Annotated in this window: 25 protein-coding genes, 2 tRNA genes and 2 pseudogenes; 11 read left to right on the top strand and 18 right to left on the bottom strand. The window is 64.5% G+C overall.

Annotated features, from left to right (window positions below; genetic code table 11):
- Position 1: 1 nt before the first annotated feature.
- The 12 genes and pseudogenes from C6Y53_RS05165 to C6Y53_RS05110 form a co-directional block, all read right to left on the bottom strand.
- A complete protein-coding gene (locus tag C6Y53_RS05165; RefSeq protein ID WP_106471458.1) occupies positions 2-1,072 on the bottom strand; it encodes a YeeE/YedE family protein in 1,071 nt (356 codons plus the stop codon).
- A gap of 83 nt (positions 1,073-1,155) precedes the next feature.
- Entirely contained in the window at positions 1,156-1,587 is a 432-nt protein-coding gene (locus C6Y53_RS05160) for a DUF302 domain-containing protein (protein ID WP_106471457.1), read from the bottom strand.
- Between the two features lie 78 nt (positions 1,588-1,665).
- Positions 1,666-2,295: pseudogene (locus C6Y53_RS05155) on the bottom strand (c-type cytochrome); the annotation flags it as partial.
- Positions 2,279-3,547, bottom strand: a complete 1,269-nt coding sequence (gene soxC, locus C6Y53_RS05150) for a sulfite dehydrogenase (protein WP_106473967.1) — start codon at positions 3,545-3,547, stop codon at positions 2,279-2,281. The pseudogene C6Y53_RS05155 and the gene soxC, both read right to left, overlap by 17 nt.
- Before the next feature lie 47 nt (positions 3,548-3,594).
- A complete protein-coding gene (locus C6Y53_RS05145) occupies positions 3,595-4,029 on the bottom strand; it encodes a DsrE family protein (RefSeq protein WP_106471455.1) in 435 nt (144 codons plus the stop codon).
- A 29-nt stretch (positions 4,030-4,058) separates the two neighbouring features.
- Positions 4,059-5,756, bottom strand: a complete 1,698-nt coding sequence (gene soxB, locus C6Y53_RS05140) for a thiosulfohydrolase SoxB (protein ID WP_106471454.1) — start codon at positions 5,754-5,756, stop codon at positions 4,059-4,061.
- Between the two features lie 95 nt (positions 5,757-5,851).
- Complete coding sequence (gene soxA / locus C6Y53_RS05135) at positions 5,852-6,709, bottom strand: sulfur oxidation c-type cytochrome SoxA (protein WP_106471453.1); 858 nt, start codon at positions 6,707-6,709, stop codon at positions 5,852-5,854.
- A gap of 65 nt (positions 6,710-6,774) precedes the next feature.
- Positions 6,775-7,104 carry a thiosulfate oxidation carrier complex protein SoxZ gene (gene soxZ, locus C6Y53_RS05130; RefSeq protein WP_106471452.1) on the bottom strand — a complete coding sequence of 110 codons (330 nt, stop codon included), beginning with the start codon at positions 7,102-7,104 and terminating at the stop codon, positions 6,775-6,777.
- Between the two features lie 19 nt (positions 7,105-7,123).
- Positions 7,124-7,543 carry a thiosulfate oxidation carrier protein SoxY gene (gene soxY, locus C6Y53_RS05125; RefSeq protein ID WP_106471451.1) on the bottom strand — a complete coding sequence of 140 codons (420 nt, stop codon included), beginning with the start codon at positions 7,541-7,543 and terminating at the stop codon, positions 7,124-7,126.
- Between the two features lie 22 nt (positions 7,544-7,565).
- Positions 7,566-8,042 carry a sulfur oxidation c-type cytochrome SoxX gene (soxX, locus tag C6Y53_RS05120; RefSeq protein ID WP_106473966.1) on the bottom strand — a complete coding sequence of 159 codons (477 nt, stop codon included), beginning with the start codon at positions 8,040-8,042 and terminating at the stop codon, positions 7,566-7,568.
- A 113-nt stretch (positions 8,043-8,155) separates the two neighbouring features.
- Positions 8,156-8,728 carry a thioredoxin family protein gene (locus tag C6Y53_RS05115; protein ID WP_106471450.1) on the bottom strand — a complete coding sequence of 191 codons (573 nt, stop codon included), beginning with the start codon at positions 8,726-8,728 and terminating at the stop codon, positions 8,156-8,158.
- Between the two features lie 18 nt (positions 8,729-8,746).
- The gene (locus tag C6Y53_RS05110) at positions 8,747-9,484 is read right to left on the bottom strand and encodes a cytochrome c biogenesis CcdA family protein (protein WP_106471449.1); all 738 of its coding nucleotides are present in this window, start codon (positions 9,482-9,484) and stop codon (positions 8,747-8,749) included.
- 80 nt (positions 9,485-9,564) lie between these two features.
- Here C6Y53_RS05110 and C6Y53_RS05105 point away from each other — a divergent pair, with 80 nt between their 5' ends.
- From C6Y53_RS05105 to C6Y53_RS05095, 3 genes are all read left to right on the top strand, one after another.
- Positions 9,565-9,921, top strand: a complete 357-nt coding sequence (locus C6Y53_RS05105) for a thioredoxin domain-containing protein (RefSeq protein WP_106471448.1) — start codon at positions 9,565-9,567, stop codon at positions 9,919-9,921.
- A gap of 505 nt (positions 9,922-10,426) precedes the next feature.
- A complete protein-coding gene (locus C6Y53_RS05100; protein ID WP_106471447.1) occupies positions 10,427-10,813 on the top strand; it encodes a transposase in 387 nt (128 codons plus the stop codon).
- Positions 10,814-11,189: 376 nt separating this feature from the next.
- Positions 11,190-12,361, top strand: a protein-coding gene (locus tag C6Y53_RS05095; RefSeq protein ID WP_425300264.1) for an IS3 family transposase whose coding sequence is annotated in 2 segments (ribosomal slippage) — positions 11,190-11,448 and positions 11,448-12,361 — 1,173 coding nt in all. Because the reading frame shifts where the segments join, the coding sequence is not laid out codon by codon here.
- Here C6Y53_RS05095 and C6Y53_RS05090 read toward each other — a convergent pair.
- The 3 genes from C6Y53_RS05090 to C6Y53_RS05080 form a co-directional block, all read right to left on the bottom strand.
- Entirely contained in the window at positions 12,350-12,688 is a 339-nt protein-coding gene (locus C6Y53_RS05090) for a site-specific integrase (RefSeq protein WP_244614945.1), read from the bottom strand. The genes C6Y53_RS05095 and C6Y53_RS05090 overlap by 12 nt on opposite strands.
- Positions 12,679-13,134: a DUF6538 domain-containing protein gene (locus C6Y53_RS05085; RefSeq protein ID WP_149615458.1), complete on the bottom strand. Its 456-nt coding sequence runs from the start codon at positions 13,132-13,134 to the stop codon at positions 12,679-12,681. Before C6Y53_RS05085 ends, C6Y53_RS05090 begins: the two co-directional genes overlap by 10 nt.
- Positions 13,135-13,229: 95 nt before the next feature.
- Positions 13,230-13,319: transfer RNA gene (locus C6Y53_RS05080), tRNA-Ser, on the bottom strand.
- Between the two features lie 573 nt (positions 13,320-13,892).
- Here C6Y53_RS05080 and C6Y53_RS05075 point away from each other — a divergent pair.
- Entirely contained in the window at positions 13,893-15,107 is a 1,215-nt protein-coding gene (locus C6Y53_RS05075; protein ID WP_106471444.1) for an IS256 family transposase, read from the top strand.
- Between the two features lie 130 nt (positions 15,108-15,237).
- On the opposite strand, the pseudogene C6Y53_RS21415 reads toward C6Y53_RS05075, so the two are convergent.
- The 3 genes and pseudogenes from C6Y53_RS21415 to C6Y53_RS05060 all read right to left on the bottom strand — a co-directional run.
- Positions 15,238-15,654, bottom strand: a pseudogene (locus C6Y53_RS21415) (tyrosine-type recombinase/integrase); the annotation flags it as partial.
- Positions 15,655-16,053: 399 nt separating this feature from the next.
- A tRNA-Pro gene (locus C6Y53_RS05065) sits at positions 16,054-16,130 on the bottom strand.
- Positions 16,131-16,202: 72 nt separating this feature from the next.
- The gene (locus tag C6Y53_RS05060) at positions 16,203-16,472 is read right to left on the bottom strand and encodes a cupin domain-containing protein (protein WP_106471442.1); all 270 of its coding nucleotides are present in this window, start codon (positions 16,470-16,472) and stop codon (positions 16,203-16,205) included.
- Positions 16,473-16,594: 122 nt separating this feature from the next.
- Between C6Y53_RS05060 and C6Y53_RS05055 the strand changes: the two genes are divergently transcribed.
- The 7 genes from C6Y53_RS05055 to C6Y53_RS05025 all read left to right on the top strand — a co-directional run bounded on the left by C6Y53_RS05055 (position 16,595) and on the right by C6Y53_RS05025 (position 23,292).
- Positions 16,595-17,731: an NAD(P)/FAD-dependent oxidoreductase gene (locus tag C6Y53_RS05055; RefSeq protein ID WP_106473965.1), complete on the top strand. Its 1,137-nt coding sequence runs from the start codon at positions 16,595-16,597 to the stop codon at positions 17,729-17,731.
- A 188-nt stretch (positions 17,732-17,919) separates the two neighbouring features.
- Positions 17,920-18,678, top strand: a complete 759-nt coding sequence (locus tag C6Y53_RS05050) for an SDR family NAD(P)-dependent oxidoreductase (protein ID WP_106471441.1) — start codon at positions 17,920-17,922, stop codon at positions 18,676-18,678.
- Positions 18,675-19,154: a MarR family winged helix-turn-helix transcriptional regulator gene (locus C6Y53_RS05045; RefSeq protein ID WP_106471440.1), complete on the top strand. Its 480-nt coding sequence runs from the start codon at positions 18,675-18,677 to the stop codon at positions 19,152-19,154. The genes C6Y53_RS05050 and C6Y53_RS05045 overlap by 4 nt, the downstream gene beginning before the upstream one ends.
- Positions 19,151-19,954, top strand: a complete 804-nt coding sequence (locus C6Y53_RS05040) for an enoyl-CoA hydratase family protein (RefSeq protein ID WP_106471439.1) — start codon at positions 19,151-19,153, stop codon at positions 19,952-19,954. The genes C6Y53_RS05045 and C6Y53_RS05040 overlap by 4 nt, the downstream gene beginning before the upstream one ends.
- 82 nt (positions 19,955-20,036) lie before the next feature.
- The gene (locus tag C6Y53_RS05035) at positions 20,037-21,188 is read left to right on the top strand and encodes an acyl-CoA dehydrogenase family protein (protein ID WP_106471438.1); all 1,152 of its coding nucleotides are present in this window, start codon (positions 20,037-20,039) and stop codon (positions 21,186-21,188) included.
- Between the two features lie 37 nt (positions 21,189-21,225).
- Complete coding sequence (locus C6Y53_RS05030) at positions 21,226-21,672, top strand: cupin domain-containing protein (protein WP_106471437.1); 447 nt, start codon at positions 21,226-21,228, stop codon at positions 21,670-21,672.
- A gap of 3 nt (positions 21,673-21,675) precedes the next feature.
- Positions 21,676-23,292, top strand: a complete 1,617-nt coding sequence (locus tag C6Y53_RS05025; protein ID WP_106471436.1) for an AMP-binding protein — start codon at positions 21,676-21,678, stop codon at positions 23,290-23,292.
- Positions 23,293-23,309 lie beyond the last annotated feature (17 nt).

Below are 23,309 nucleotides of genomic sequence, written 5' to 3'. Positions count from 1 at the left end.
ATCACGCGGCGGCGCGTTTCCCCGTTCCGCCGAACCGCACCAGCGCCATTTGCGTCGCCAGCGCGCCGATCCACATGAACAGCAGCGCCACCCAGGCGGTCAGCGCAAAGACCGCGCCGCCGGACATGCCCGCGCCCACGGCGCAGCCGCCGGCCAGCATGCTGCCGAACCCCATCAGCACCGCGCCGCCGATATGGCGTTCCATCGGGGTGTCGGGGCCGAACCGTTCGATGCGGAATTCCCGCGTGGCGATGGCGGTCAGCGCCGAGCCGGCAAAGACGCCCGGCACCAGGCCCACGCCGAACCCCAGCGGCAGGCCGGGATTGTTGATCAGCCCCATCAGCGTGTCGGTCGACGGGCCGGTAAAGGTGATCGAGGTGATCGGGACGACCTCGAACGAGGATTGTGCGATCGCGTAGGTGACCAGCCAGCCCAGCGCCACCGCCAGGCCGACCAGGGCGGCGGCGATGGTGCGGCTGGGAGGGACGTTGCGCCGGACCGACAGCCACAGCGAGAACGCCAGCGCCAGCGCGGCGATCACCACGACCGGACCCGGCCCCACGCCCAGCCGGGCCAGGATATCGCGCGCCGCGCCGCCCTCGACCAGCCACAGTTCCGAAATGGCTTCGCGTGCCGGAACGAGCGCGCCGCGCAGCGAGGCCTGTGCCACCAGCGTCAGGACCAGGCCGCTGACGAGCGCACGCATGTTGCCCGTCGCCGAGAGCACCAGCAGGCGGCTGGCGCAGCCCCGCGCCAGGATCATGCCGCAGCCGAACATCAGCCCGCCGACGATCGCTCCGGACAGGCTGCCCGTCGCCGCGAGCTGCCGCGCCTGCGAGACATCCAGGTAACCGGCCGCGATGGCGCCCTGCACGGCTAGGACCGCCGTGAAAAACGCCACCAGCCATCCCGCGAAACGCGGCCCGAAGCCGCCGGCGCTGACCTCGATGGTCGCCGCGCGCAGGCAGAACCGCGAATGCTGCGCCGCCGCGCCGAACAGCAGGCCAACGGCAAGCCCCGCAGCCATCAGGACACGGCCATCGCCGAATGTATCGACAAGCGTTTCGAACATGCGTTCACCCCAGCGCGCGGCCGGGACCCTAGCGGAGCGTGCAGCCCGGCGCCTTGACCTCCGTCAAGAGCCGCGCGGGCGCCTCATTCGCGGGCGGCCTGCACGATCCGGTCGAGCAGGTCCTGCACCTCCTGCATCGGGCCCTCGGGAAGGTTGCGATAGCCGACCTGCACCGCGCCCTCGCGATCGGTGACGAAGATGCTGTAGGGACAATGCGCGATGTTCATCGGGTCCGCTTCCATCACCTTGCGCGACAGCTGCGCCGAGCAGAACAGGAATATGTCGGCCGCCTCGAAAATCTTCACATCGCTGCCCACGTCCCCGGCGGTGCGGTTGAGCATGTCGCCGACATGGCTGGTATAGTCGATCACCAGGCCCTCGCCGACGATGGCGTTTTCCACGGCAAAGGTCGCATCCTCGAAGGTGCCGTCGAAATCGTAGGTGGTCGCGCCCTCCTGCGCCAGCGCCGGCGCCGCCGCGAATGCCAGGGTGGCGAGAAATGCAAGTTTCTTCATCGGCTGTCTCCCATCATAGCTGTCACAGCATGCCGGCCCGCCACATGCGGGGCCGGTCCATGAGTGTCATTCTGCGCCATCATCCGGCGTCACGTCCAGCACCGCGGCGCGCATGGTGACCGTGACCGCGTCCTTGCAGTTTTCCATGCAGGGCTCGCCCCGCCAGAGCGGATACTCGGTTTCCGCCCTGTCATCGACGCGGAAACCACCGGCATTGGGCATCTCCACGTCCAGGAAATTGTCGCGCGACAGCACGAAATCGTCGTCAACAAGATCGTTGGAATAGAGGATATAGGCGACCAGCGCATAGACATCGACCGGTTCGAGGCTCTGGGCGTTGCCATAGGGCATCGAGCGGTAGATGTAGTCCCAGGTGGTCGAGAGGTAGGGCCAGTAGGACCCGACGGTCTTGACCGGATCGTCCTGGTCCAGCGTGCCGAAGCCGCCCGCCAGTTGCGGCCAGTTGTCCACGCCCTCGGCGAAATCGCCATGGCAGACCGCGCAATTCGCCTCGAACAGTTCCTCGCCGGTCCAGACATCGCCCTCGCCGTCGGGCAGGCCGGTGCCGTCGGGGCGGACATCCGTGTCCCAGGCCGCGATCTCGTCGGGGGTTGCGGGCCGTCCCAGCCCCAGGGGTCCGGCCAGAACCGGGCCGGTCACACCGGCGGCAAGCACCGCGCCCAGAACGATGTTACGAGACTTCGACATTCTCCGCCTTTCCGTCCGGGTTCACCAACCAGGTCTGGATACCGTTGTTGTGATAGATCGAATTCAGCCCGCGCACCTCGCGCAGCTGGTCCTTGGTGGGCTGGACATAGCCGGTGTCGTCGATGGCGCGGCTTTGCAGCAGCATCTCCTGGCCGTCCCAGTCGGTATCGAGATAGAACCGCGTCAGCGCACGTTTCTCGCCGGGTCGCGCCAGTCGGGCGGTCTGCCAGGTCTTGCCGCCATCCTTGCTCACGTCCACGCGGGTGATCGCGCCATGCCCCGACCAGGCCAGCCCGCTGATCACCAGCGGCCCGCCGCCATGGGTGATCGGCGATTGCGGGCTGGGCGAGGTGATGACCGATTTGGCATCCATCACCCAGGTCCATTTGCGGCTGGTGCCGTCGGCCAGCGTGTCGGTATATTTGCTGGTTTCCTCGCGGGCCTCGACGGGGGCGTCCATGACCTCGATGCGGCGCAGCCATTTTACCCACATGTTGCCTTCCCAGCCGGGCACCACGAGCCGCACCGGATAGCCATGTTCCTTGCGCAGCGCCTCGCCATTGGCCTTGAAGGCGACCAGACAATCCTCGAGCGCCTTTTCCATCGGGATCGAACGCCCGTTCGAGGACGCATCGGCACCTTCGACATAGACCCATTTGCCCGCCAGGTCGCCCGCGGCACCAAGCCCGGCCTCGGTCAGCAGGGTCTTCAGCGGCACGCCGGTATATTCCATGTTGTGGATCATGCCGTGGGTGAACTGCGCGCCGTTCAGCTGCGCGCCTGCCCATTCCATGCCGCTGTTGGCGGCGCATTCGCAGAAATAGACGTGGTTTTCGCGCGGGAACCTTTCGAGATCGTCATAGGTGAAGACCAGCGGCTTATCGACAAGACCGTTGATCATCAGCCGGTAATCGTCCTTGCGCAGTTCGATGGCGCCGGAATGATGCCGCTCGAAGGCGCAGCCCTGCGGCGTGATGGTGCCGTCGAGCGCATGGATCGGCGTGAAGTTGATCGAACTGATCGTGTCGGCGGTCAGCCATTCGACATTGCGGCGGATCACGTCGGATTCGAACTCGATCGGCAGGCCGTAGGGGGTGGCATCGACCCCGTCGCCGAACCCCTGCGCCCAGAATTGCGGTTCGGTGATCAGCGGATCGGATTCGGCGGCCCGTGCCGTGCCGGTGGTCGCGGCGAAAGCCCCGGCGGCCATCCCGCCCTTGAGCAGCGCCCGGCGCGATGTCCGGTAACTCATGTCATTCTCCATCGTCGTATCCGGCCTTGGCGGACGTTCATCTTCCTTCAGGGTCGCAGGTAGGAATAGCCCTGTTCCTGCAGCTCGACCAGGCGCACCGCGCCCGAGGGCACCATGGTCGCCTCGTCCAGCAGCACGACATCCTCGCCGGCCTTCTTGCTCATCGCCCGGTGGGTGTTGGCGCAGGCGGCGAATGTCAGGTTGTCCATCTCCAGCGACATTGCCGAGATCCGGTCGGCGACCGGGCTTTTCCCTGCCAGCACCATGTTCAGGCCCGGCCCGTAGGTCACGACCTCGACGACCAGATCGTCGCCCTGCTCCTGATAATACTTGTTGAGATTGGCGATGTTGTTCAGGGCGACATTCATCACCGTGGCATCGTCCACGTTCACATGAACGGCGATATGGTGGGTCACGCCTTCGGCCAGGGCCGAGGTCGCGACCAGGATGCCCATGAATGCGGCTGCCAGTCGTTTCTTCATCTGTTGGTCCTCCCGGTGATTGCTCGGTCTCAGGCGCCCACGACCGTGACCGACTGGTTCGGCGGAATGGAAACGGTCTTCTGTTTGCGGATATGGTTTTCCACCACGTCCCATATCTGCGGCCCCTCGGTGCCCTCGTTGACCGACGCCCAGCCGGCGACCGTATAGGACCTGGCCGGGTCGATCGCCTCGCCGCTGCGCAGCAGCGTCATGTCGGAAATCCGTTCGCCCTGCGGCTTGGTGATGTCGATCCGGTAGCCAAGCCCACCGACCCGCACCATGTCGCCGCCCTGCTGGTAATAGGGATCGGGGTTGAAGATGTTGTCGCCCACGTCCTCGAGCACGATCTTGAGATACTCCCCCGTCATCTCGGTGCGATAGGCCGCGCCATAGCTCATCGAGGTGACGTTGAAGATATCCTCGCGGGTGATGTCCTGCCCGGGCAGCAGCGACGGCCCCCAGCGGACGCCGGGCGACATGGCGATCTCGGCATCGCGCTCGCTCATCAGCGCATCGCAGATCAGGTCGTCCCAGCTGCCGTTGAAATTGCCCCGGCGGTAGAGCAGGCTGTCGGTCTGCCCGATCACCTCGGCCAGCTTGTCGGCATATGGCGCGCGCTGTTCGTCGATCAGCGCGGCGATCTCGGGGTCCGGTGCGATCACGTCGGAAAACACCGGGATCAGGCGGTGGCGGAACCCCATCATGCGCCCGTCGCGCACGTCGAGATCGACGCGGCTGACGAATTTGCCGTTCGAGCCGCTGGCGACGATGATCGTCTCGCCCACCAGCACCGGTTCGGGCAGGGCGTCATGGGTGTGCCCCGACAGGATGACATCGATGCCCTTGACCTGCGCGGCCATCTTCTTGTCCACGTCGAAACCGTTATGCGACAGCAACACGACAAGTTCCGCGCCCTGCGCGCGCACCTCCTCGACCATTTCCTGCATGTGCTGGTCGCGGATGCCGAAACTGTATTCGGGGAACATCCAGCCGGGATTGGCGATCGGCATATAGGGAAAGGCCTGCCCGATCACCGCGATCCTGACGCCGCCGCGTTCGAAGAACCTGTAGGGTTCGAACAGCTCGGCGGGTTCGTCCCATTCGGCATCGAAGATATTCTGCCCCAGCGCGGCAAAGGGCAGCCCCTCGACGATCTCGCGCACCCGGTCCGAACCGAGGGTGAATTCCCAGTGAAAGGTCATCGCGTCGGGCCTGAGCGCGTTCATCACGTTGACCATGTCCTGCCCCTGCGTGTGGTGACAGGTATAGGAGCCGTGCCAGGTGTCGCCGCCATCCAGCAGCAGCGCGTCGGGACGCGCGGCGCGGATGGCGTTGATGACCGTGGCGACCCGGTCGAGCCCGCCCATGCGGCCATAGGCGCGGGCCAGCGCGGAAAAATCGTCATAGGTCAGCGCGTATTGCGACGGGCTGCCATCCTCGATCCCGTAGAGCTTGCGGAAATCGGCGCCGGTGAGATGGGGCACAGCGCCCTTGTTGGGACCGACGCCCAGGTTGACCTCGGGTTCGCGGAAATAGATCGGTTTCAGCTGGGCGTGAATGTCTGTGATGTGGATCAGGCTGACATTGCCGAAAGTGTCGAATTCGAGCAGCTGGTCCTGGGTCAGCGCCTGCTGCGCCGCCAGCCGCCCCCAGTTGCCATAGGCCGACGCCCCCCAGATCGCGCTGGCCGCCATGGCGGTCTGCAGAAAATCACGACGCGAGATCATCGCGGTCCTCCTCATGTGCGCCTTGCACGCGGCTTGGTGAAAACTCTTTCGCCCGGGCTCCCCGCGCCATCGCTGACGGCGCGGGGAGAGAGGTGTCAGTTGCGCACCGACGGCCCTTCGACCGACAGGCCGTTGCCGCGGCTGGCGACATAAAGCTCAAGCGCAACCAGTTCCGGGCTGCCCGGCGCGAAGGTTTCGGCGCGGGTGTCGCGGATGCAGCCCTTGAAACGCCCATGCACGGTATTCAGCTTGGTGTTCTTCAGGCGATAGACAGGAAAGCCGTTGGTCTGGCCCTGGCTGAGATGGTCGGCGCGGATCATGTTGCCGTAATTGTCTTCGTGGCAATTGGCGCAGGCCAGCTGAAGCTGGCCATAGCGGGTATAATAGATCTCCTTGCCCTTTTCCCAGGTCTCGCGGGCCGGGCCGTCGATCGCCACGTTCATCGGCATGCCGCGCGACTGCACCGTGATCAGCGCCTCCATCGCCGCCATCGGCGCGCTGTCATACTTGTAGGGCTCGGCGCCCATCCGTTCGCTGCGGCATTCATTGACCTGCATGGCGATGGTCTTGACCTCTTGCCGGTCGTCGTCCCATTTCGGATAGACCGCGCGCACGCCGCGCATGGATTCAGCCGGGTCGTCATGGCACGAGGCACAGGATTTGCCCGCGCTGCCTTCCGGCGTGTCCCAGACTTCCTGCGCCCGCTCGACAAAGATCATGCCGGTGTTGTCGAAATCGTCCATCTGCAACGCCTGCGTTTCGTCCTCGCGGAAATGCCAGCCCGACATGATCGTTTCGATCCCGGTGTCCTGCATATGCGCCGGCGCGGCTGTCTTGGTCGTTATCTCGATCTCGCCGTTCACGACCAGCGTATCGTCGTCCGGGTCCGCCGCCACGAAGGCGGGGGCCGCCAGAAGCACGGCGGCAAGGACCGTCCCTGCGGTTCTTTTCATCTTGTCTTTTCCCTCCCTTGATCCACCCCGCCCCATGCCGGGGCGAGGCGTGCTCCGTCCTCCGGTCAGCCCAGTTCGATCGCGTGCACGTCCTCGTAGACCGCGCCGTCGTCGTCATGCCAGGTGAACTTGAACTCTCCCGCTTCCGGCACGACGGCCTCGAACTCGAAATAGGGATTGGTCGAGATCGCCGGTTCGAGCGTCACATCGAGCACGTTCTCGCCGTTGAAATCGACCACGAAACGGTTGATGATCGAACGCGGGATCGCGTTGCCGTCGCTGTCCTTGCGCTGGCCGGATTCCATCGTGTGGCTGATCAGCGTCTTGATGGTGATCACCTCGCCCGCCGCCGCCTTTTTCGGGACTTTCACCCGGGGGCGTACATTCTTTGCCATCGTCCTGTTCTCCTTTCGCTCAGCCGCCGCAGCCGCCGATCGTCACCTTCACGTTCTTGCTGGTGCGGGCAAAGCTGCCATCGGCAAGCTTGGCCACCGCGATCACGTCCTGGGTGCCGGCGAGGCGAATGCGTGTCTTGGCCCGGCTGGCGCCGGACAAGGGGCCGAAATTGAACGTCGCCACGGGCGGTGTCGGGTTGCCGGCGGCCAGTACCATGATCGCCGAGGCGCCCTCGGCGCCGACCTCGATCGGGACCGTGTTGCCGTTCTCGGCGATTTCGGGGGCATCCAGTTCTACCCCGCCCTCGGCGACATCGGCGCCGCCGGTGAATTCGGCGATCAGGTCATCGACCGTTGCCGCACGCGCCCGCAGCGGCACCGCCGCCACGGCCAGCGCCGCCGCCCCGATTATCAGTGTTTCGCGTCTTGTCAGTTCCATTCTCGTCTCCCGGAGGTTTCCGTCAGCTTTCCTTCTGGGTCAGAAGGAAGGCGATCACATCTTCGATCTGCTGTGCGTTCAGCAGCGGTTCAAGCGGCCCGCTGGGTGCCTTTCCCGTGAACGCGTCGCCCGGCCGGGTGAAGCCGTCGACCTTGTAGTAGGACGGCATCATCGAATCCGGGAACACCGACTTGGCATCGGTGAGGATCGCGCGCAGCTGCGCCTCTTCCCAGCGGTCGCCGGCACCGTCCAGCACGGGGCCGATATTGCCGTGCCATTGCGCATCCTTCAGCGCCGTCACCTCGTGGCAGGAAATGCAGTTGCCGGCGGATTTGGTCTTCATGATGACCGCGCCGTTCTCCGGATCGCCGGGAACGCCGGTCAGGGATTGTTCGACAATGCCATCCGCGTTGACCACGTCTGCGGGCGCGGTTTCGTCCGCCGTGGCGGCCATGGCCGGAACGGCGACGGCAATGACTGTCGCGATTATCTGTTTCATGCGTCCTCCCAACACATATTTTTCATGCATCATTAGAGGCCCGGCCGCATATATCAAGGTCGAATTCCGATGCGCGAATGTTTCCCCGGGGCCGGGCCGTGGTCAGGTCATGGTCAGTCGGGGGTGCCCCGCTCCTTGATGCGGCGCGCGTGATAGCGCTGGAAATCTTCGTCGCCGTCGAGGTCATAGCGCTTCTCGTTCACCCAGGTCAGCATGTCGAGCGTGGTCCCCGCCTCGAAGGCGCCCGGCATCAGCGCCACCGCCGCGTCGGCGGCGGATTGGCCGGCGGACACCTCCTCGGGCAGGAACAGGGCCGAGGGCGTGAACAGCAGCCCCCATTTGCGCACCGCCTGTTTCTCGGTCAGGCTCTCGCCGTCGAAATCGGTGATCTCGGTGTCGCCATGCAGGTTCATCTGCACCACGAAGAAATTGTCGCGGATATAGCTGTCGATTTCGGGACGCGGAAACACGTTTTCATGCATCCGTGCGCAATAGATGCAGCCGCGCTGCTCGACGAGGATCATCAGGCGTTTGCCCTCCGCGTTGGCCTCGTCCAGATCGGCGGGCAGATCCTTGAACGTGTCGCGCATCCAGCCGGTCTTGTGCAGGCCGTCATCGCCGATTTCCGCGGCCAGGGCCGGACATGCCAGGAACAGGGCGGTGATCAGGGTCAGCAGTCGGGTCATGGGAAGCCTCCTCATGGTCTAGATGTTCCGGAAGACCGGAAACGTGTCGAGCATCCATTGCGCGATGTAATTCACGCTGTCGGTGGCGATCAGCACTGCGAACAGGATCAGCAGCAGGCCCATCGCCTTTTCGACCTTGGGCAGATGCCTGCGAAACCTCGACACGAAGCGCAGGAACGGCCCGATGAACAGCGACGCCACGACGAAAGGCGCCGTCATCGCAAATCCGAACACCAGCATCAGCACCAGCCCGCGCATCGCCGTCGCCTCGGTGCTGGCGGTGAACACCACCGCCGTCAGCACGCCGCCGACGCAGGGGGTCCAGCCGGCGGCAAAGGCGAAACCCACCAGATAGGCGCCGGCAACCGACATGTTGGTTGTGTCGCCCGCCTCGACCTGAAACACGCGGTTGAGAAAGCCGATGCGCAGAACGCCGAGGAAATGCAGCCCCATGACCAGCACGATCAGCGCCGCGACCAGGCGAAACTCGGTCTGGTGGCTGCGGAACGCCTTGCTCAGCCCGAAGGCAGCCGCCCCCAGCAGCACGAAGACGGTGATGATTCCCAGCGAAAACATCACCGAAGCCAGGAAGGCGCGCCGGCGCACGCCCGGCGCAAGTTCGCCTTCGGCGCTGATCTCGGACATCGACGCCCCGGCCATGTAGCTGAGATAGAACGGCACGATCGGCAGCACGCAGGGCGAGAAGAACACGATCAGACCGCCAACGAGCGCACTGACAATCGAAACATCCATCATGTCGCGATCCCCATGGACTCCTTGAGAAAATTTCCTATCATGAATATGTGATGCGTGTTTGGACGTCAATCGGCTCTCCCATGCTCCGTGTTCTGGCCTTCTTGCTGATCGTATTCCCGCTGACGGCCGGCGCGATGGAACTGGTCATGGTCGAACGCGAGGGCTGTGAATGGTGCGCAAGGTGGAATGCCGAAATCGCACCCGCCTATCCCAAGACCGAGGAAGGCCGCCGCGCCCCCCTGCGCCGGGCCGATATCCACAACCTGCCCGCGGACATAACCTTTGCCTCGCCGGTCATCTTCACGCCGACCTTCGTGCTGGTCGAGGACGGCGCCGAACGCGGCCGGCTCGAAGGATACATGGGGTCCGAGTTCTTCTGGTTCCGCCTGTCGCAGATCCTGGATCGGGCGGATCAGGGCGCCCCCAAAACCGAGTGACGCCGGTTCCGTTGTCCGCATCGTCCTAGATGATCGAAGTCGCCAATCCGGTTTGGCTGTTGGAGCGCAAGTGCAGGTAAACCCTGACACTATCCAATCCCGCAAACGGCTGGGCCACGGACCCCGGCGGGTTCGTTGGTCTTTACGCGGCCGGACCCGGCTGGCCATCGGGACATGATTGGCGTGCCGGCCACCCAATGCGCGGCGATGCCCGATCCCGGGGCAGGCCGGGCGGCGAACCTCTCTGCGCCGTCTTCGCCGCGTGACATTCAGCCGGTGTAAGTTGCCAAGCGGACCAATTCACTGATAGCAGCGTCAGTGTCCAAGGTGCGGCTTGCCACGATGCAATCGCCCTTGTGCGGTTTGGATCTCGTCCACAACCCAGAGGGGGAACGCAGTGAAGCAGGGCAAGGAACTGTGAGCTAAAGCGTTCCACCTGAAACCTGAATCGCAGGGATTCCCATCCCGCTGATTTTGTGAATCCTCTTTTTCAGGAGGATGGATCATGTCGGCACCTTTGCCTGAGGCGCTTCGGGCGCGGTTTAAGAGATTGATTGAAGATGGGTTAAGCGGGCGGGCGGCAGCGTTGCGACTGACGCTGTCACCGGCGACCGGTGCGCGATGGGCACGGTCCATTCGGCGCACGGGTCAGGCGCGAGTAGCGCCGCAGGGCCGCCCCAGGGGGAAGGGAAAGCTCGACCCGCACCGGGCCTTCTTTGCCGAGATCATCGGCCAGGACGGTGATATCACGATGTCCGAACTTGCTGCGGCCCTGCTCGCCGCAACTGGGGTACAGGCCCACCCCAACGCCATCGGCAAGTTCCTTCGCAAGCTTGGCTACACGTATGAAAAAAGACACTGGTTGCCACCGAGCGCCGCCACGCCAAGGTAAGGCGACAGCGCGAAGATTGGCTCAGGTAACCGCGCCGGGTTTTTTCCAAGGACTTATTGCGACACTAAATCGAGTATACGGGTTCCTTGAGAGTTGATGGAAAGTTTGGCGGCATTTTTTGTCCCGACTCGAGTAGATCAGATCAATGTCGTCTTTGGGCTGAAACCGGCCACTCGCGGAGAGCCGCTGATACGGCTGCTTCGGGCCGCAAGCCGTGGTTTGTCAGATCACTCACGGCTGAAGAAGTTGGCAGCCTGTCGTGCGGCTGTCGGTGGCCTCTTACGCTTCCTGGTAATGCCTAAGTACTTCCCAAAGTGGAGTTGGAGTTCCCCCGGTTTGATGGACACCTTTTCACTGATGAAGGAGAGTGTTTGTCATGCCGAGAACGAGGAACCCGTACCCTGCGGAATTCAGGGAGCAGATGGTTGCGCTTGTGCGCACCGGGCGCAGTGTTGAAAGTTTGGCGCGGGAGTATGAACCCTGCGCTGCCACGATCCACGAGTGGGTCAGGCAGGCAACTGCCGATGATGGTGATGATCCGAGCAGCCTGACCAGTGCAGAACGTGACGAGCTGCGCCAGCTTCGGCGTGAGGTGAAGCAGTTGCGCCAGGAGCGCGATATCCTCTCAAAGGCCGCGGCCTGGTTTGCACAAAACGACGTGACATCGCGCAGGTCTTCGAGTTCATGACCGCAAATCAGGCCGAGTACCCGATCCAGATGATGTCACGCACGCTGGGGGTGTCCCGCAGCGGGTTCTATGCCTATCACAGCCGCCCGCCGAGTGTTCGCCAGGTTGCCGATGAGGCGTTGAGCAAGCGGATCGCGACGATCCACAAGGCATCGAAAGAGACCTATGGGGCGCCCCGCATTCACGCCGAGCTGGCCGATGAAGGCATCTTCGTTGGTCGCAAGCGTGTCGAGCGGCTGATGCTAGCCAAGGGCTTGAGAGGCGTCAGCCGACGCAAGTTCGTGGTGACCACCGAACGTAATCCAAGGGTGCGCCCTGCCGCCGATCTGGTGGATCGCAACTTCTATGCTGATGCGCCGAACGTGCTTTGGGTGGCCGACATCACCTTTGTGCCGACCTGGGCGGGCTTTCTGTATCTGGCTGTCGTACTGGATGCCTTCAGCCGCCGTGTTGTCGGCTGGGCCATGGGCACACGGCAGAGAACGCAACTGGTACTGGATGCGATGAACATGGCCGTCACGCAGCGAAAGCCATCGAGTGTGATCCATCATTCGGATCAGGGGTCGCAATACACGTCGGTCGCCTTTGGGCTGCGCTGCAAGGAAATGGGTGTCAGGCCGTCGATGGGATCGGTGGGCGATTGTTACGACAACGCCATGTGCGAGAGCTTCTTCGCCACCCTCGAATGTGAGTTGCTCGAACGCAGGAAGTTCCGCACCAAGGCCGAGGCCCGCGTTGCCTGCTTCGAGTTCATCGAAGGCTGGTACAACCCCTCTCGCCGACATTCGGCTTTGGGGTATAAGTCACCGATCAACTATGAAAGGACCGCTGCTGAAGGGCTGGAATCTCTAAGCCCATAACCGTCTACCAAACCGGGGGAACTCCAGGATGGTGGACACGGCGTCGGCGCGCAAGCGGTCGGGTTGCACATTCCCGTGGCGGTCAACGGGGCGAAAGATTGGGCCTTCGTCCTTGTTGAGGATACCCAGCCACGCCGACAACGCGGCGACTGGGCAATGGCGGGTTCGACCAAGCGGAATGCCGATCTTGCGGCCTTGCCCCATCTGATCGGTTTTGGAGCGGCGCAGGTGCAGCACTCGCCCTTCCCGGACCTCTTCGACATCATTCAGATCAAGTCCAACCAACTCGGAGGATCGAAAACCACCTGCCCACCCGATCAGCAGCAAGGCCCGATCCCTGAGGGCGCGGGGATCGTCCCCAAGCGCGTCCAGCAGGATGAACAGGTCTTCGCGCAGAAGCGGACCGCAAGACGCCGACGAAGGAGGGCGAGCCGTGTCTCAAGGGTGGCGATGCAATCCTCAACATCCACCTCAGCTTCGGGCGCGAAGATGTCGGCAAACTCCTGACCCCAGTCCAGCGCCTCACGGAAATAGTCGCGGATCGCCTGATCTATTGCTGTGTCCTGACCCTGAACCATCCTCCGCGCCTCCGTCACCACGAGATCAACATGATTGCTGATCGTGCGGCATCGCATGAGAGCCAATGATCGCTCAGCAGTCCTTAACGAAATCTTAACCTCTTTTCGGCCCGCAGCATCCCACAAATCCTGTGGAACCGAGGCGCGAAAATAGAAGGTTCGCCCGCGTGTAACCAGCCTTGGTATCGTGGCCATCCTTGCCCTCACTGTACCAGTTGACTGTACCAGGGCGCGGATTTCGGCCTTCCCGAAAACCAGTATCGTTTTATATCAGCAGGTTAGCCGTGAAATGGCGGAGACGAAGGGATTCGAACCCTCGAAACGGTTCCCCGTTTACTCCCTTAGCAGGGGAGCGCCTTCGACCACTCGGCCACGTCTCCGCCGGCGGGTTTATCCGTCATTGGCGTGGGGAACAAGCATAATTCTGATCAGCGGCGCCGCGGTTCGTTTCTGTGTGCCTGGGGCATCGTTTCGTTGGGTTTCCTGCAGCTGACCTGCCCCCTGCTGGTCCCACGTTCATAACGTGAGTCTGCGGGTTGGATTTTGGTAGCCGGGTTCGGCGTGCTTGCTGTCTCAAGGAATTGTTCATCAATCTGGCGCATGAGCGCGAGGTTCATCACCGTCTCGCCCTTGGGTGAAGCAACCGCTTTCGGTCGTATGTGAGTACCGGGTAGCGATCTTGTCGAGTAACGCGCGGTCATCGGGGTGCACGTCGAACGTGGCCAACTGGTCAGCGAGCGGGTTCATCGCGGTATTTCCTTCTCGCCTCGTGTTCGTTGCGCAACCAGACCACGCCGCTCACACTCTACGACATCGCGCAGGCGGTAACGAACCGCGCGACCAATGCGAACGAACGGAAGTGGCGAGGTGCCAAGGGTAAGCACCGCGTATGAGAGTGTCCGATCTTCTGTGTATGACTGATCCGGTTCATGCTTCACCGAAAGGAAGCATGAATGAGCATCTCGAAAGAAATTCTGGACGAACTGTTGAAGGGCGTGGAGCGCCCTGAAGACCTGCTCGGCGATGCCGGGCTGATGAAAGAGCTGAAGATCAAGCTCATGGAGCGGATGCTGGGTGCCGAACTGACAGCGCATCTTGGCTACGAGGAAGGCAAAGACGCTCCACCCGGTCAGACCAACCGCCGGAATGGCGCCTCGACCAAGGTGCTGAAGGGTCAGGACGGCGAACTGCCGCTGGCGGTGCCCCGCGACCGCGACAGCAGCTTCGAGCCGGAGCTGGTGAAGAAGGGCCAGACCCGGATCGATGGAATCGATGACAAGATCGTCGGGCTTTATGCGGCCGGGCTGACGGTGCGGGACATCCAGGCCCACCTGCTCGATCTTTACGGCCTGAAGGTTTCCCCCGACCTGATCAGCCGCGTCACCGACGCCGTTCTGGACGAGGTCAGGGAATGGCAGAGCCGCGCGCTGGACCGGATGTATCCCATCGTGATCTTCGACGCGCTGCGGGTGAAGATCCGTGATGCCGACAGCCGAACGGTGAAGAACAAGGCGGTCTACGTCGCCTTGGGCGTCACCCGTGATGGGAGCCGTGAGGTTCTGGGCCTGTGGATCGCCGAGAATGAGGGTGCCAAGTTCTGGCTCTCGGTGATGAACGAGTTGAAGAACCGGGGCGTGCAGGACATCCTGATCGCCGTCGTCGACGGGCTCAAGGGCTTCCCCGAAGCGATCACGGCGGCCTTCCCGGACGCCATGGTCCAGACATGCATCGTGCATCTGGTGCGCCATTCTCTGAACTTCTGCTCCTGGAAGGACCGCAAGGTCGTGGCCGCCGATCTGCGCCGGATTTACAGCGCCCCGACCGCCGATTTGGCTGAAGCTGAGCTCGACGCCTTCGAGGAGAAATGGGCCGGGAAATACGCGTCCATCGCCCCGGCCTGGCGCCGGGCATGGCAGGAGGTGATCCCGTTCTTTGCCTTCGATCCGGCGATCCGGAAGATCATTTACACGACGAATGCCATAGAAAGCCTGAACCGCGTGATCCGCAAATCGATCAAGACGCGGGGTTCCTTCCCGACCGACGAGGCCGCGACCAAGCTGATCTACCTGGCAATCCGCAAGTTCGAAAAGGATGGCCGAAACGTCCGGGAATGGTTTGCAGCCCGCAATCAGTTCGCCATAATGTTCGGCGAGCGCTTCGACGCTTGAGTATCTGAAACCGCATGGGCCGGGCCAGATACACAGATTTCAGGACACTCCCCCGCGTATCAGTGCGTTGCAACTTGGCCAGCGTCTCGGCGGCGAGGGGCGACAATGGCACCGTCCTGGCATGGCCATTTTTCGTCTTTGGCAACAGCGCAGTTCGCCTGTCGAGATCCACGTTCTTCCACTGCAACGACAGCAACTCACCGCGCCGCATGCCGGTTTCTAGGGCAAGCACGACAAGCGGACGCATCAGCGGTGATCGCCTGTCGTCGATGGCATCAAGCAACTGCTGCCACTCGCCCGGTCGCAGCCTGCGCTCACGTCGGTCATCAACGCGCGTCCTGCCTACCTGTCGAAGTGGATTGCCGTTCGGCAAGTGCTTTGCTTGATGCCACTCATCGCATGCAAGGTCGATGGCTGACTGCAGCAACGATAACTCACGGACCACGGTTCCCGGCTTCACTTTTTTCAACCGTGCATCTCGGTGTTTCGCCACGTCGGCTGCGGTCAACTTGTCCAGTGTCGTCCATGCCAGCTTCGTGCGTCTCATCGCATCAATGCGCCACCGTTCAACATCTGCGTGCGCGCGCGTCGGCGTGACCTGATCACGGAACCTTTCAAGTATTTGACCGAGTGATATCGCCGTGGCAACGGGCGCGCGAGTGTCATGCAACTCGCCGCGCTCTGCTTGTAACTCTGTCTCACGTGACCACCTCACCGCATCTGTGCGCATCGTGAACGACTTGCTGCGGCTTGCTCCACCGCTGCGCACCGTCGCTTGCCACTTGCCGCTTGGCCGCTTCACCACCGTTGCCATCTGCTGCATCTCCGTGCGTTGCAGGGCTGTGCGACTCGGTGAGTGCAGCGGAGCCGCAGCGGACGATTGCGCACTCAATGACACGAGATAAGTGTCACGCGCGCAAGCGTTTGATACCATGTGCAGTTAAGTTGGTCGGAGTGGCGAGATTCGAACTCACGACCCCTGCCTCCCGAAGACAGTGCTCTACCAGGCTGAGCTACACTCCGACCGTGCCGGTTCAGGTAGCGGGTCGCGGGGGGCAACGCAAGGCCAAAATCGCGCCTCGCGCGGTGCGTCTGTCAGGGCGTTTCGCCATATTTCTGGAGCAGCTTTGCCGCGGTATCGGGTCCGGCGCAGACGACCGGGATCCGCGCGTCCTGCTCGCCGCGCGGCAGGCAGAGATGCGGCTGGGCGCTGTCGAAACAGGCGCTTTCGCCGGTCGCCGGATGCACCGGCCGGTGGCGTTCGAACAGGATCGTCGCCGCGCCCGCGATCGCATGGACATATTCCTGCCCCTCGCGGCAGACATAGCAGTCGAGGTCGCGGGGGTGGTCGACGCGGTGGGCCATGGGTTCAGAGTTGGGCAAGGCGGGGTGCGGTATCCAGAGACTTTCGAACACGAAAATCGAGATTTCGGATAAGAAAATCTGCTGTTAGCGTGACGGTCGAATCGCAGATGACGGGGGATCAGATGTCTGCAGAGCAGTTTGACATCGCGATTGTCGGGGCCGGGATCGCCGGGGCCTCGTTTGCGGCGGCGCTCGGGGCGCGCGGGCGGGTCGTCCTGCTCGAAATGGAGGATGCGCCGGGGCATCACGCCACCGGGCGGTCCGCGGCACTGTTCTCGATGACCTACGGGCCGGCGCCGATCCGGGCGCTGTCGCGGGCATCCGAGGCGTTCTATCTGTCGCCTCCCGCCGGCTTCGCCGATCACCCGCTGTTGACGCCGCGCGGCATGGTGATGCCGGCGCGGGCCGACCAGTTGGGGGCTCTCGAGGCGATGATGGACGAGATCGGGCCGAACGGCCCTGCGCAGGTCGTGGATGGTGCGCGGGCGCGCGAGCTGTGTCCGCTGCTGCGCGATGGCTACGCCGTGTCGGCGATGTGGGATGACGCCGCACGCGACATCGACGTGAACGCTCTGCACATGGGGTTCCTGCGCCAGGTCCGGGCCGCCGGCGGCGATCTGCGGCTGCGCGCGGGCGTGACCGGGCTGGCGCGGGTTGGCGATGCGTGGGAGATCGAGACCCGCGCCGGACCGATCAGGGCCGGGATCGTCGTCAACGCCGCCGGAGCCTGGGCCGACGAACTGGGGTCGATGGCCGGCGCGGTCGCCACCGGGTTGCAGCCCAGGCGCCGCTCGGCCGCCATCGTCGAGGCCCCGTTCGGGCTGGACCTGGCCGGACTGCGCATGCTGGTGGATATCGAAGAGCAGTTCTATCTCAAGCCCGAAGCGGGCAAGCTGCTGATCTCACCGGCTGACGAAACGCCGACGCCGCCTTGCGATGCCTGGCCCGACGACATGGATATCGCCATTGCTGTGGATCGAATCGAAACCGCCTGCGAACTGTCAGTGCGCCGGATCGAGCGGTCCTGGGCGGGTCTGCGCAGTTTCGTGGCGGACGGTTGCCCGGTGGTCGGGTATGACCCGCGGGCCGAAGGGTTTTTCTGGCTGGCGGGGCAGGGCGGCTATGGCATCCAGACCGCGCCCGCGCTGGGGCGGCTCGCCGCCGCGCTGGCCGAGGGGCGGGCGGTGCCGGGCGATATCATCGACCAGGGGCTCGACCCGTCCGGCCTGGCACCGCGCGCCGAGCGGTTCCCGCAATGATCCGGCCGGTCCCCGCCGCATGTCCATGACCACCCACATGCGAACCGCGGCAACGGGCCGCCATTGCGGATGGTGACAGCGGTCCTTGGGTGATCGATGGAAAAACTTTGAGTATAAAATATTCAAGCTTGAAATTTTAACCGACCCGTGGAATCCTGCCCCTGGCATACATCTTCAGGAGGGAGGGGATGGGGCTGGACGGCAAACACGCAGTCGTGACGGGGGGCGGCACCGGAACCGGGGCCGCGATCGCGGCGGAACTGGCCCGGGCCGGGGCGCGGGTCACGGTTCTGGGCCGGCGCGAGGCGCCGCTGCGCGAGGTTGCCGAACAGCACAGGTTCATCGGCTGGTTCACCTGCGACGTGACCGACGCGGCGGCGGTGCGGGCCGCCTTTGACCGGGCGCGTGGTCTCAACGGGCCGGTCGGCGTGGTGGTGGCCAATGCGGGCGCCGCCGAAAGCACTCCGTTTGGCCAGATGACTGCCGAGGGGTTCCGGTCGATGCTGGAGGTGAACCTCGGGGGCGTGTTCAACGCCTTTCAGGCGGGGTTTGCGGATATGGAGGCCGCGGGCGAGGGGCGGATGATCGCCATCGCCTCGACCGCCGGGCTCAAGGGCTATCCCTATGTCGCGGGGTATTGTGCCGCCAAGCACGGGGTTGTCGGCCTGACCCGGGCGCTGGCGATGGAACTGGGCCGCAGCGGCATCACCGTCAACGCCATCTGTCCGGGTTTCATCGAAACCCCCATGCTCGACCGCTCGATCGCCAATATCTGCGACAAGACCGGTCTTTCCCGCGATGCCGCGGCGAAATCGCTGCGCAAGGGCAATCCGCAGGACCGGTTCATCCAGGTGGACGAGGTCGCGGGCGCGGTGCGCTGGCTTTGCTCCGGGGCGGCCCGGTCCGTGAACGGCCACACCCTCGCCCTCACGGGAGGAGAGATATGACTGTGCCCGATCCCCGCCCAGATCCCTGCCCTGATACCGGGCCGGGCAGCAAGGCCCGGCTGCGCCTCTGGCTGAAGCTGCTCAAGACCACGCGCACGCTGGAATCCGGCCTGCGCGAGAACCTGAGGACCGAGTTCGCCTCGACCCTGCCCCGGTTCGACGTGATGAGCGCGCTGGCGCGCAATGCGGGCGGGCTGAAGATGAGCGAATTGTCGGGCTTGCTGAAGGTTTCGAACGGCAATGTCACCGGCATTGTCGAGCGGCTGGTCGAAGACGGCCATGTGCTGCGCGAACCGGTGCCGGGCGACCGCCGCGCCAACCGGGTCCGCCTGACCCGCAAGGGCAAAGAGGAATTCACCCGCCAGGCCGCCCGCCACGAGACCTGGGTCGACAGGTTCCTGAGCGCGCTCGATGCCGACGAGGCCGGCGCGATGACCGCGACGCTGGACCGTATTCTGACAGAGGGAAGATCATGACCGCCGCCGACACCACCCATTTCCTGTGCACGATCGAGGACGGTATCGCCACGGTGCGGCTGGACCGGCCCGAGCGCAAGAACCCGCTGACCTTCGAGAGCTATGCGGAACTGCGCGACTGGTTCCGCGATCTGGCCTATTCCGATGACGTGAAGGCGGTGGTCTTTGCCTCAAACGGGGGCAATTTCAGTTCGGGCGGGGACGTGCATGACATCATCGGGCCGCTGACCCGGATGAACATGAAGGAGCTGCTGGCCTTTACCCGCATGACCGGCGACCTGGTCAAGTCGATGGTGAATTGCGGCAAGCCGGTGATCGCGGCCATCGACGGGATCTGCGTCGGGGCGGGGGCGATCATCGCGATGGCGTCGGATCTGCGGATCGCGACGCCGCAGGCCCGGGTGGCGTTCCTGTTCACCCGTGTCGGGCTGGCGGGCTGCGACATGGGGGCCTGCGCGGTCCTGCCCCGGATCATCGGGCAGGGGCGGGCGGCGGAGCTGCTCTATACCGGCCGGTCGATGTCGGCCGACGAGGGCCATGCCTGGGGGTTCCACAACCGGCTGGTCGAGGCGGACAGGCTGGAGGCGGATGCCCGCGCGCTGGCCGCGCAGCTGGTGGCGGGGCCGAATTTCGGCCACATGATGACCAAGACCATGCTGGCGCAGGAATGGTCGATGTCGATCGAACAGGCGATCGAGGCCGAGGCGCAGGCGCAGGCGATCTGCATGCAGACGGGTGATTTCGAACGGGCCTACCGCGCTTTTGTGGCGAAGCAAACGCCCGTGTTCGAGGGGGATTGAACCATGCGGATGCTGCGCAAGGGACAAGCGGCGGGAGCCTCCGGCGGGGATATTTCCGGCAAGAGGAAGGGAAGCACGCGCGATGCCTGACCGGAGCTTTCTCGACTGGCCGTTTTTCGGCGACGAACACCGGGCGCTGGCGGACGGGCTCGAGACCTGGGCGGCGGCGCATCTGGGCGCGGTGGACCATGGCGACGTGGATGCGGCCTGCCGGGCGCTGGTGGCGGACCTGGGCGCGGGCGGCTGGTTGCGCCACAGCGGGGCCGGGGCGGGCGAGCGGCTGGATGTGCGCACGCTCTGCCTGATCCGGGAAACCCTGGCGCGCCATGACGGGCTGGCGGATTTCGCCTTTGCCATGCAGGGGCTGGGCACCGGGGCGATATCGCTCTTCGGGACGCCGGAGCAGCAGGCGGAATGGCTGCCGCTGACCCGGTCGGGGCGGGCGATCTCGGCCTTTGCGCTGACCGAGCCGCAATCGGGGTCGGACGTGGCGCGGTCGGTGATGACGGCCCGGCGCGATGGCGGCGATTATGTGCTGAACGGCGAAAAGACATGGATTTCCAACGGCGGGATCGCGGATGTCTATACCGTCTTTGCGCGCACCGGCGAGGCGCCCGGGGCCAGGGGGCTGTCGGCCTTTGTCGTGCCGGCCGGCCTGCCGGGATTCGAGATTGCCGACCGGCTGGAGGTGATCGCGCCGCATCCGCTGGCGCGGCTGCGCTTCGTCGATTGCCGGGTGCCGGCATCGGCGATGCTGGGCGCGCCGGGAGAGGGGTTCAAGGTGGCGATGTCGGTGCTGGACGTGTTCCGCTCGACCGTGGCGGCGGCGGCGCTGGGATTCGCGCGCCGGGCGCTCGACGAGGCGCTGACCCGCATCGCCACCCGGCAGGTGAATGGCGCGCCGCTGGCGGATCTGCAGATGGTGCAGGGGCATGTCGCGGACATGGCGCTGGACGTGGATGCCGCCGCGCTGCTGGTCTATCGCGCCGCGTGGACCAAGGATACCGGCGCCACCCGGGTGAGCCGCGAGGCGGCGATGGCCAAGCTGTTTTCCACCGAGCAGGCGCAGAAGGTGATCGACATGGCCGTGCAGCTGCATGGCGGCGACGGGGTGCGGCGCGGCGAGAAGGTCGAGGAGCTCTACCGCGATATCCGCGCCCTGCGCATCTATGAAGGGGCCAGCGACGTCCAGCGCGTCGTGATCGCGAAACATACCATGATGGCCATGGGCTGAATTACCTGGGCTGAAATTCCAAAGGGGAGGAACCACAGTGGAACTTGAAAAGGGCATTACCGAAAACGGCACCGGCTATGACGGCGTGGTGTGGAACATCCTGGGGCAGACCTATTATCCCAAGGCGGTCTGCGAGACGACATTCGCCTTCGAGACCAACAGCGAACCGGGCCAGTTCGTGCCGGTGCATATCCACCCCACCCAGGACGAGTTCATCCTGGTGCAGGAGGGCGAGCTGGACCTGAAGCTCGACGGGGTCTGGAGCAAGGCGCGCGCCGGCGACCTGGTGCGGATGCCGAAAGGTATCCCGCATGGCTATTTCAACAAGTCCGACAAACCGGCGCGGGCGCTGTTCTGGGTGTCGCCGGCCCGCCAGCTGAAAGAGCTGTTCGAGGCCCTGCACGATCTCGAGGATGTCGACCGCGTGGTCGAATTGTCGGCGCAGCACGAGGTGGATTTCCTGCCGCCTGAGGCAAACGAGTGACCCATGCTGGGACCGTCGGCACATGAGGACAGCTTCACGCGCGACAACCTGCCGCTCGCCGATCAGTGGCCCGACCTGCTGCTGGACGGGTTCGATTACCCCGACCGGCTGAATGTCGGGGTCGAACTGACCGACAGGATGGTCGCCCAGGGGTTTGGCGATCATGTTGCGCTTATCGGGAACGGGCGGCGGCGCACCTACAAGGAACTGTCGGACTGGACCAACCGCCTGGCCCATGTGCTGGTCGAGGACCTGGGCGTGCGGCCGGGCAACCGGGTGCTGATCCGGTCGGCCAACAACCCGGCGATGGTGGCGTGCTGGCTGGCCGCGACCAAGGCGGGCGCGGTGGTGGTCAACACGATGCCGATGCTGCGCGCGGGAGAACTGGCCAAGATCGTCGACAAGGCCGAGATCAGCCATGCGCTGTGCGACACGCGGCTGATGGACGAACTGGTGGCCTGCGCCAAGGACAGCGGGTTCCTGAAATCGGTGGTCGGGTTTGACGGCACCTCGAACCACGATGCCGAACTGGACCGGCTGGCACTGGAGAAACCGGTGCTGTTCGACGCGGTCGACACCGGCCGGGACGACGTGGCGCTGCTGGGGTTCACCAGCGGCACCACCGGCAGCCCCAAGGCGACGGTGCATTTCCACCGCGACCTGCTGATCATCGCCGATGGCTATGCGCGCGAGGTGCTGGCGGTCACGCCCGATGACGTGTTCGTCGGATCGCCGCCGCTGGCCTTTACCTTCGGGCTGGGCGGGCTGGCGGTGTTCCCACTGCGGTTCGGCGCGGCGGCGGCGCTGCTGGAAAACGCCTCGCCCCCCAACATGGTCGAGATCATCCAGACCTATCGCGCAACCGTCTGTTTCACCGCGCCGACCGCCTATCGCACCATGCTGGCGGCGATGGAGGCGGGCGCGGATCTGTCCAGCCTGCGCGCGGCCGTCTCGGCGGGCGAAACCCTGCCCGCGCCGGTCTATGACGACTGGATCGCCAGGACGGGCAAGCCGATGCTGGACGGGATCGGCGCCACCGAGCTGCTGCATATCTTCGTCACCAACCGGTTCGACGATCACCGCCCCGCCTGCACCGGGCGGCCGGTGTCGGGCTACGAGGCCAGGGTGATCGACGATGCGGGCAACGAGGTGCCGCCGGGCACCGTGGGCCGTCTGGCGGTGCGCGGGCCGACCGGGTGCCGGTATCTGGCCGACGACCGGCAGCGCGACTATGTCCGGGACGGCTGGAACGTCACCGGCGACAGTTTCATCATGGATGCGGATGGCTATCTCCATTTCGCCGCCCGCAACGACGACATGATCCAGTCCGCCGGCTACAACATCGCCGGTCCCGAGGTCGAGGCGGCGCTGCTGTCCCACCCTGCGGTGGCGGAATGCGCGGTGATCGGCGCGCCGGACGAAGCGCGCGGCAACATCGTGCAGGCCCATGTGGTGCTGGCGGCAGGCCATGACGCCGGCGACGCGATGGCAAAGGCGCTGCAGGATCACGTCAAGGCGACCATCGCGCCCTACAAATACCCGCGCAGCGTGGTGTTCACCGAAGCCTTGCCCAAGACCCAGAGCGGCAAGATCCAGCGGTTCCGGCTGCGGCAGGACTAGCGTGGCGAGATCAAGCA

Origin of the sequence: Pukyongiella litopenaei (assembly GCF_003008555.2) — a bacterium.
Classification (GTDB): Bacteria; Pseudomonadota; Alphaproteobacteria; order Rhodobacterales; family Rhodobacteraceae; genus Pukyongiella; species Pukyongiella litopenaei.
This window is presented reverse-complemented; position numbering and strand designations above follow the sequence as displayed.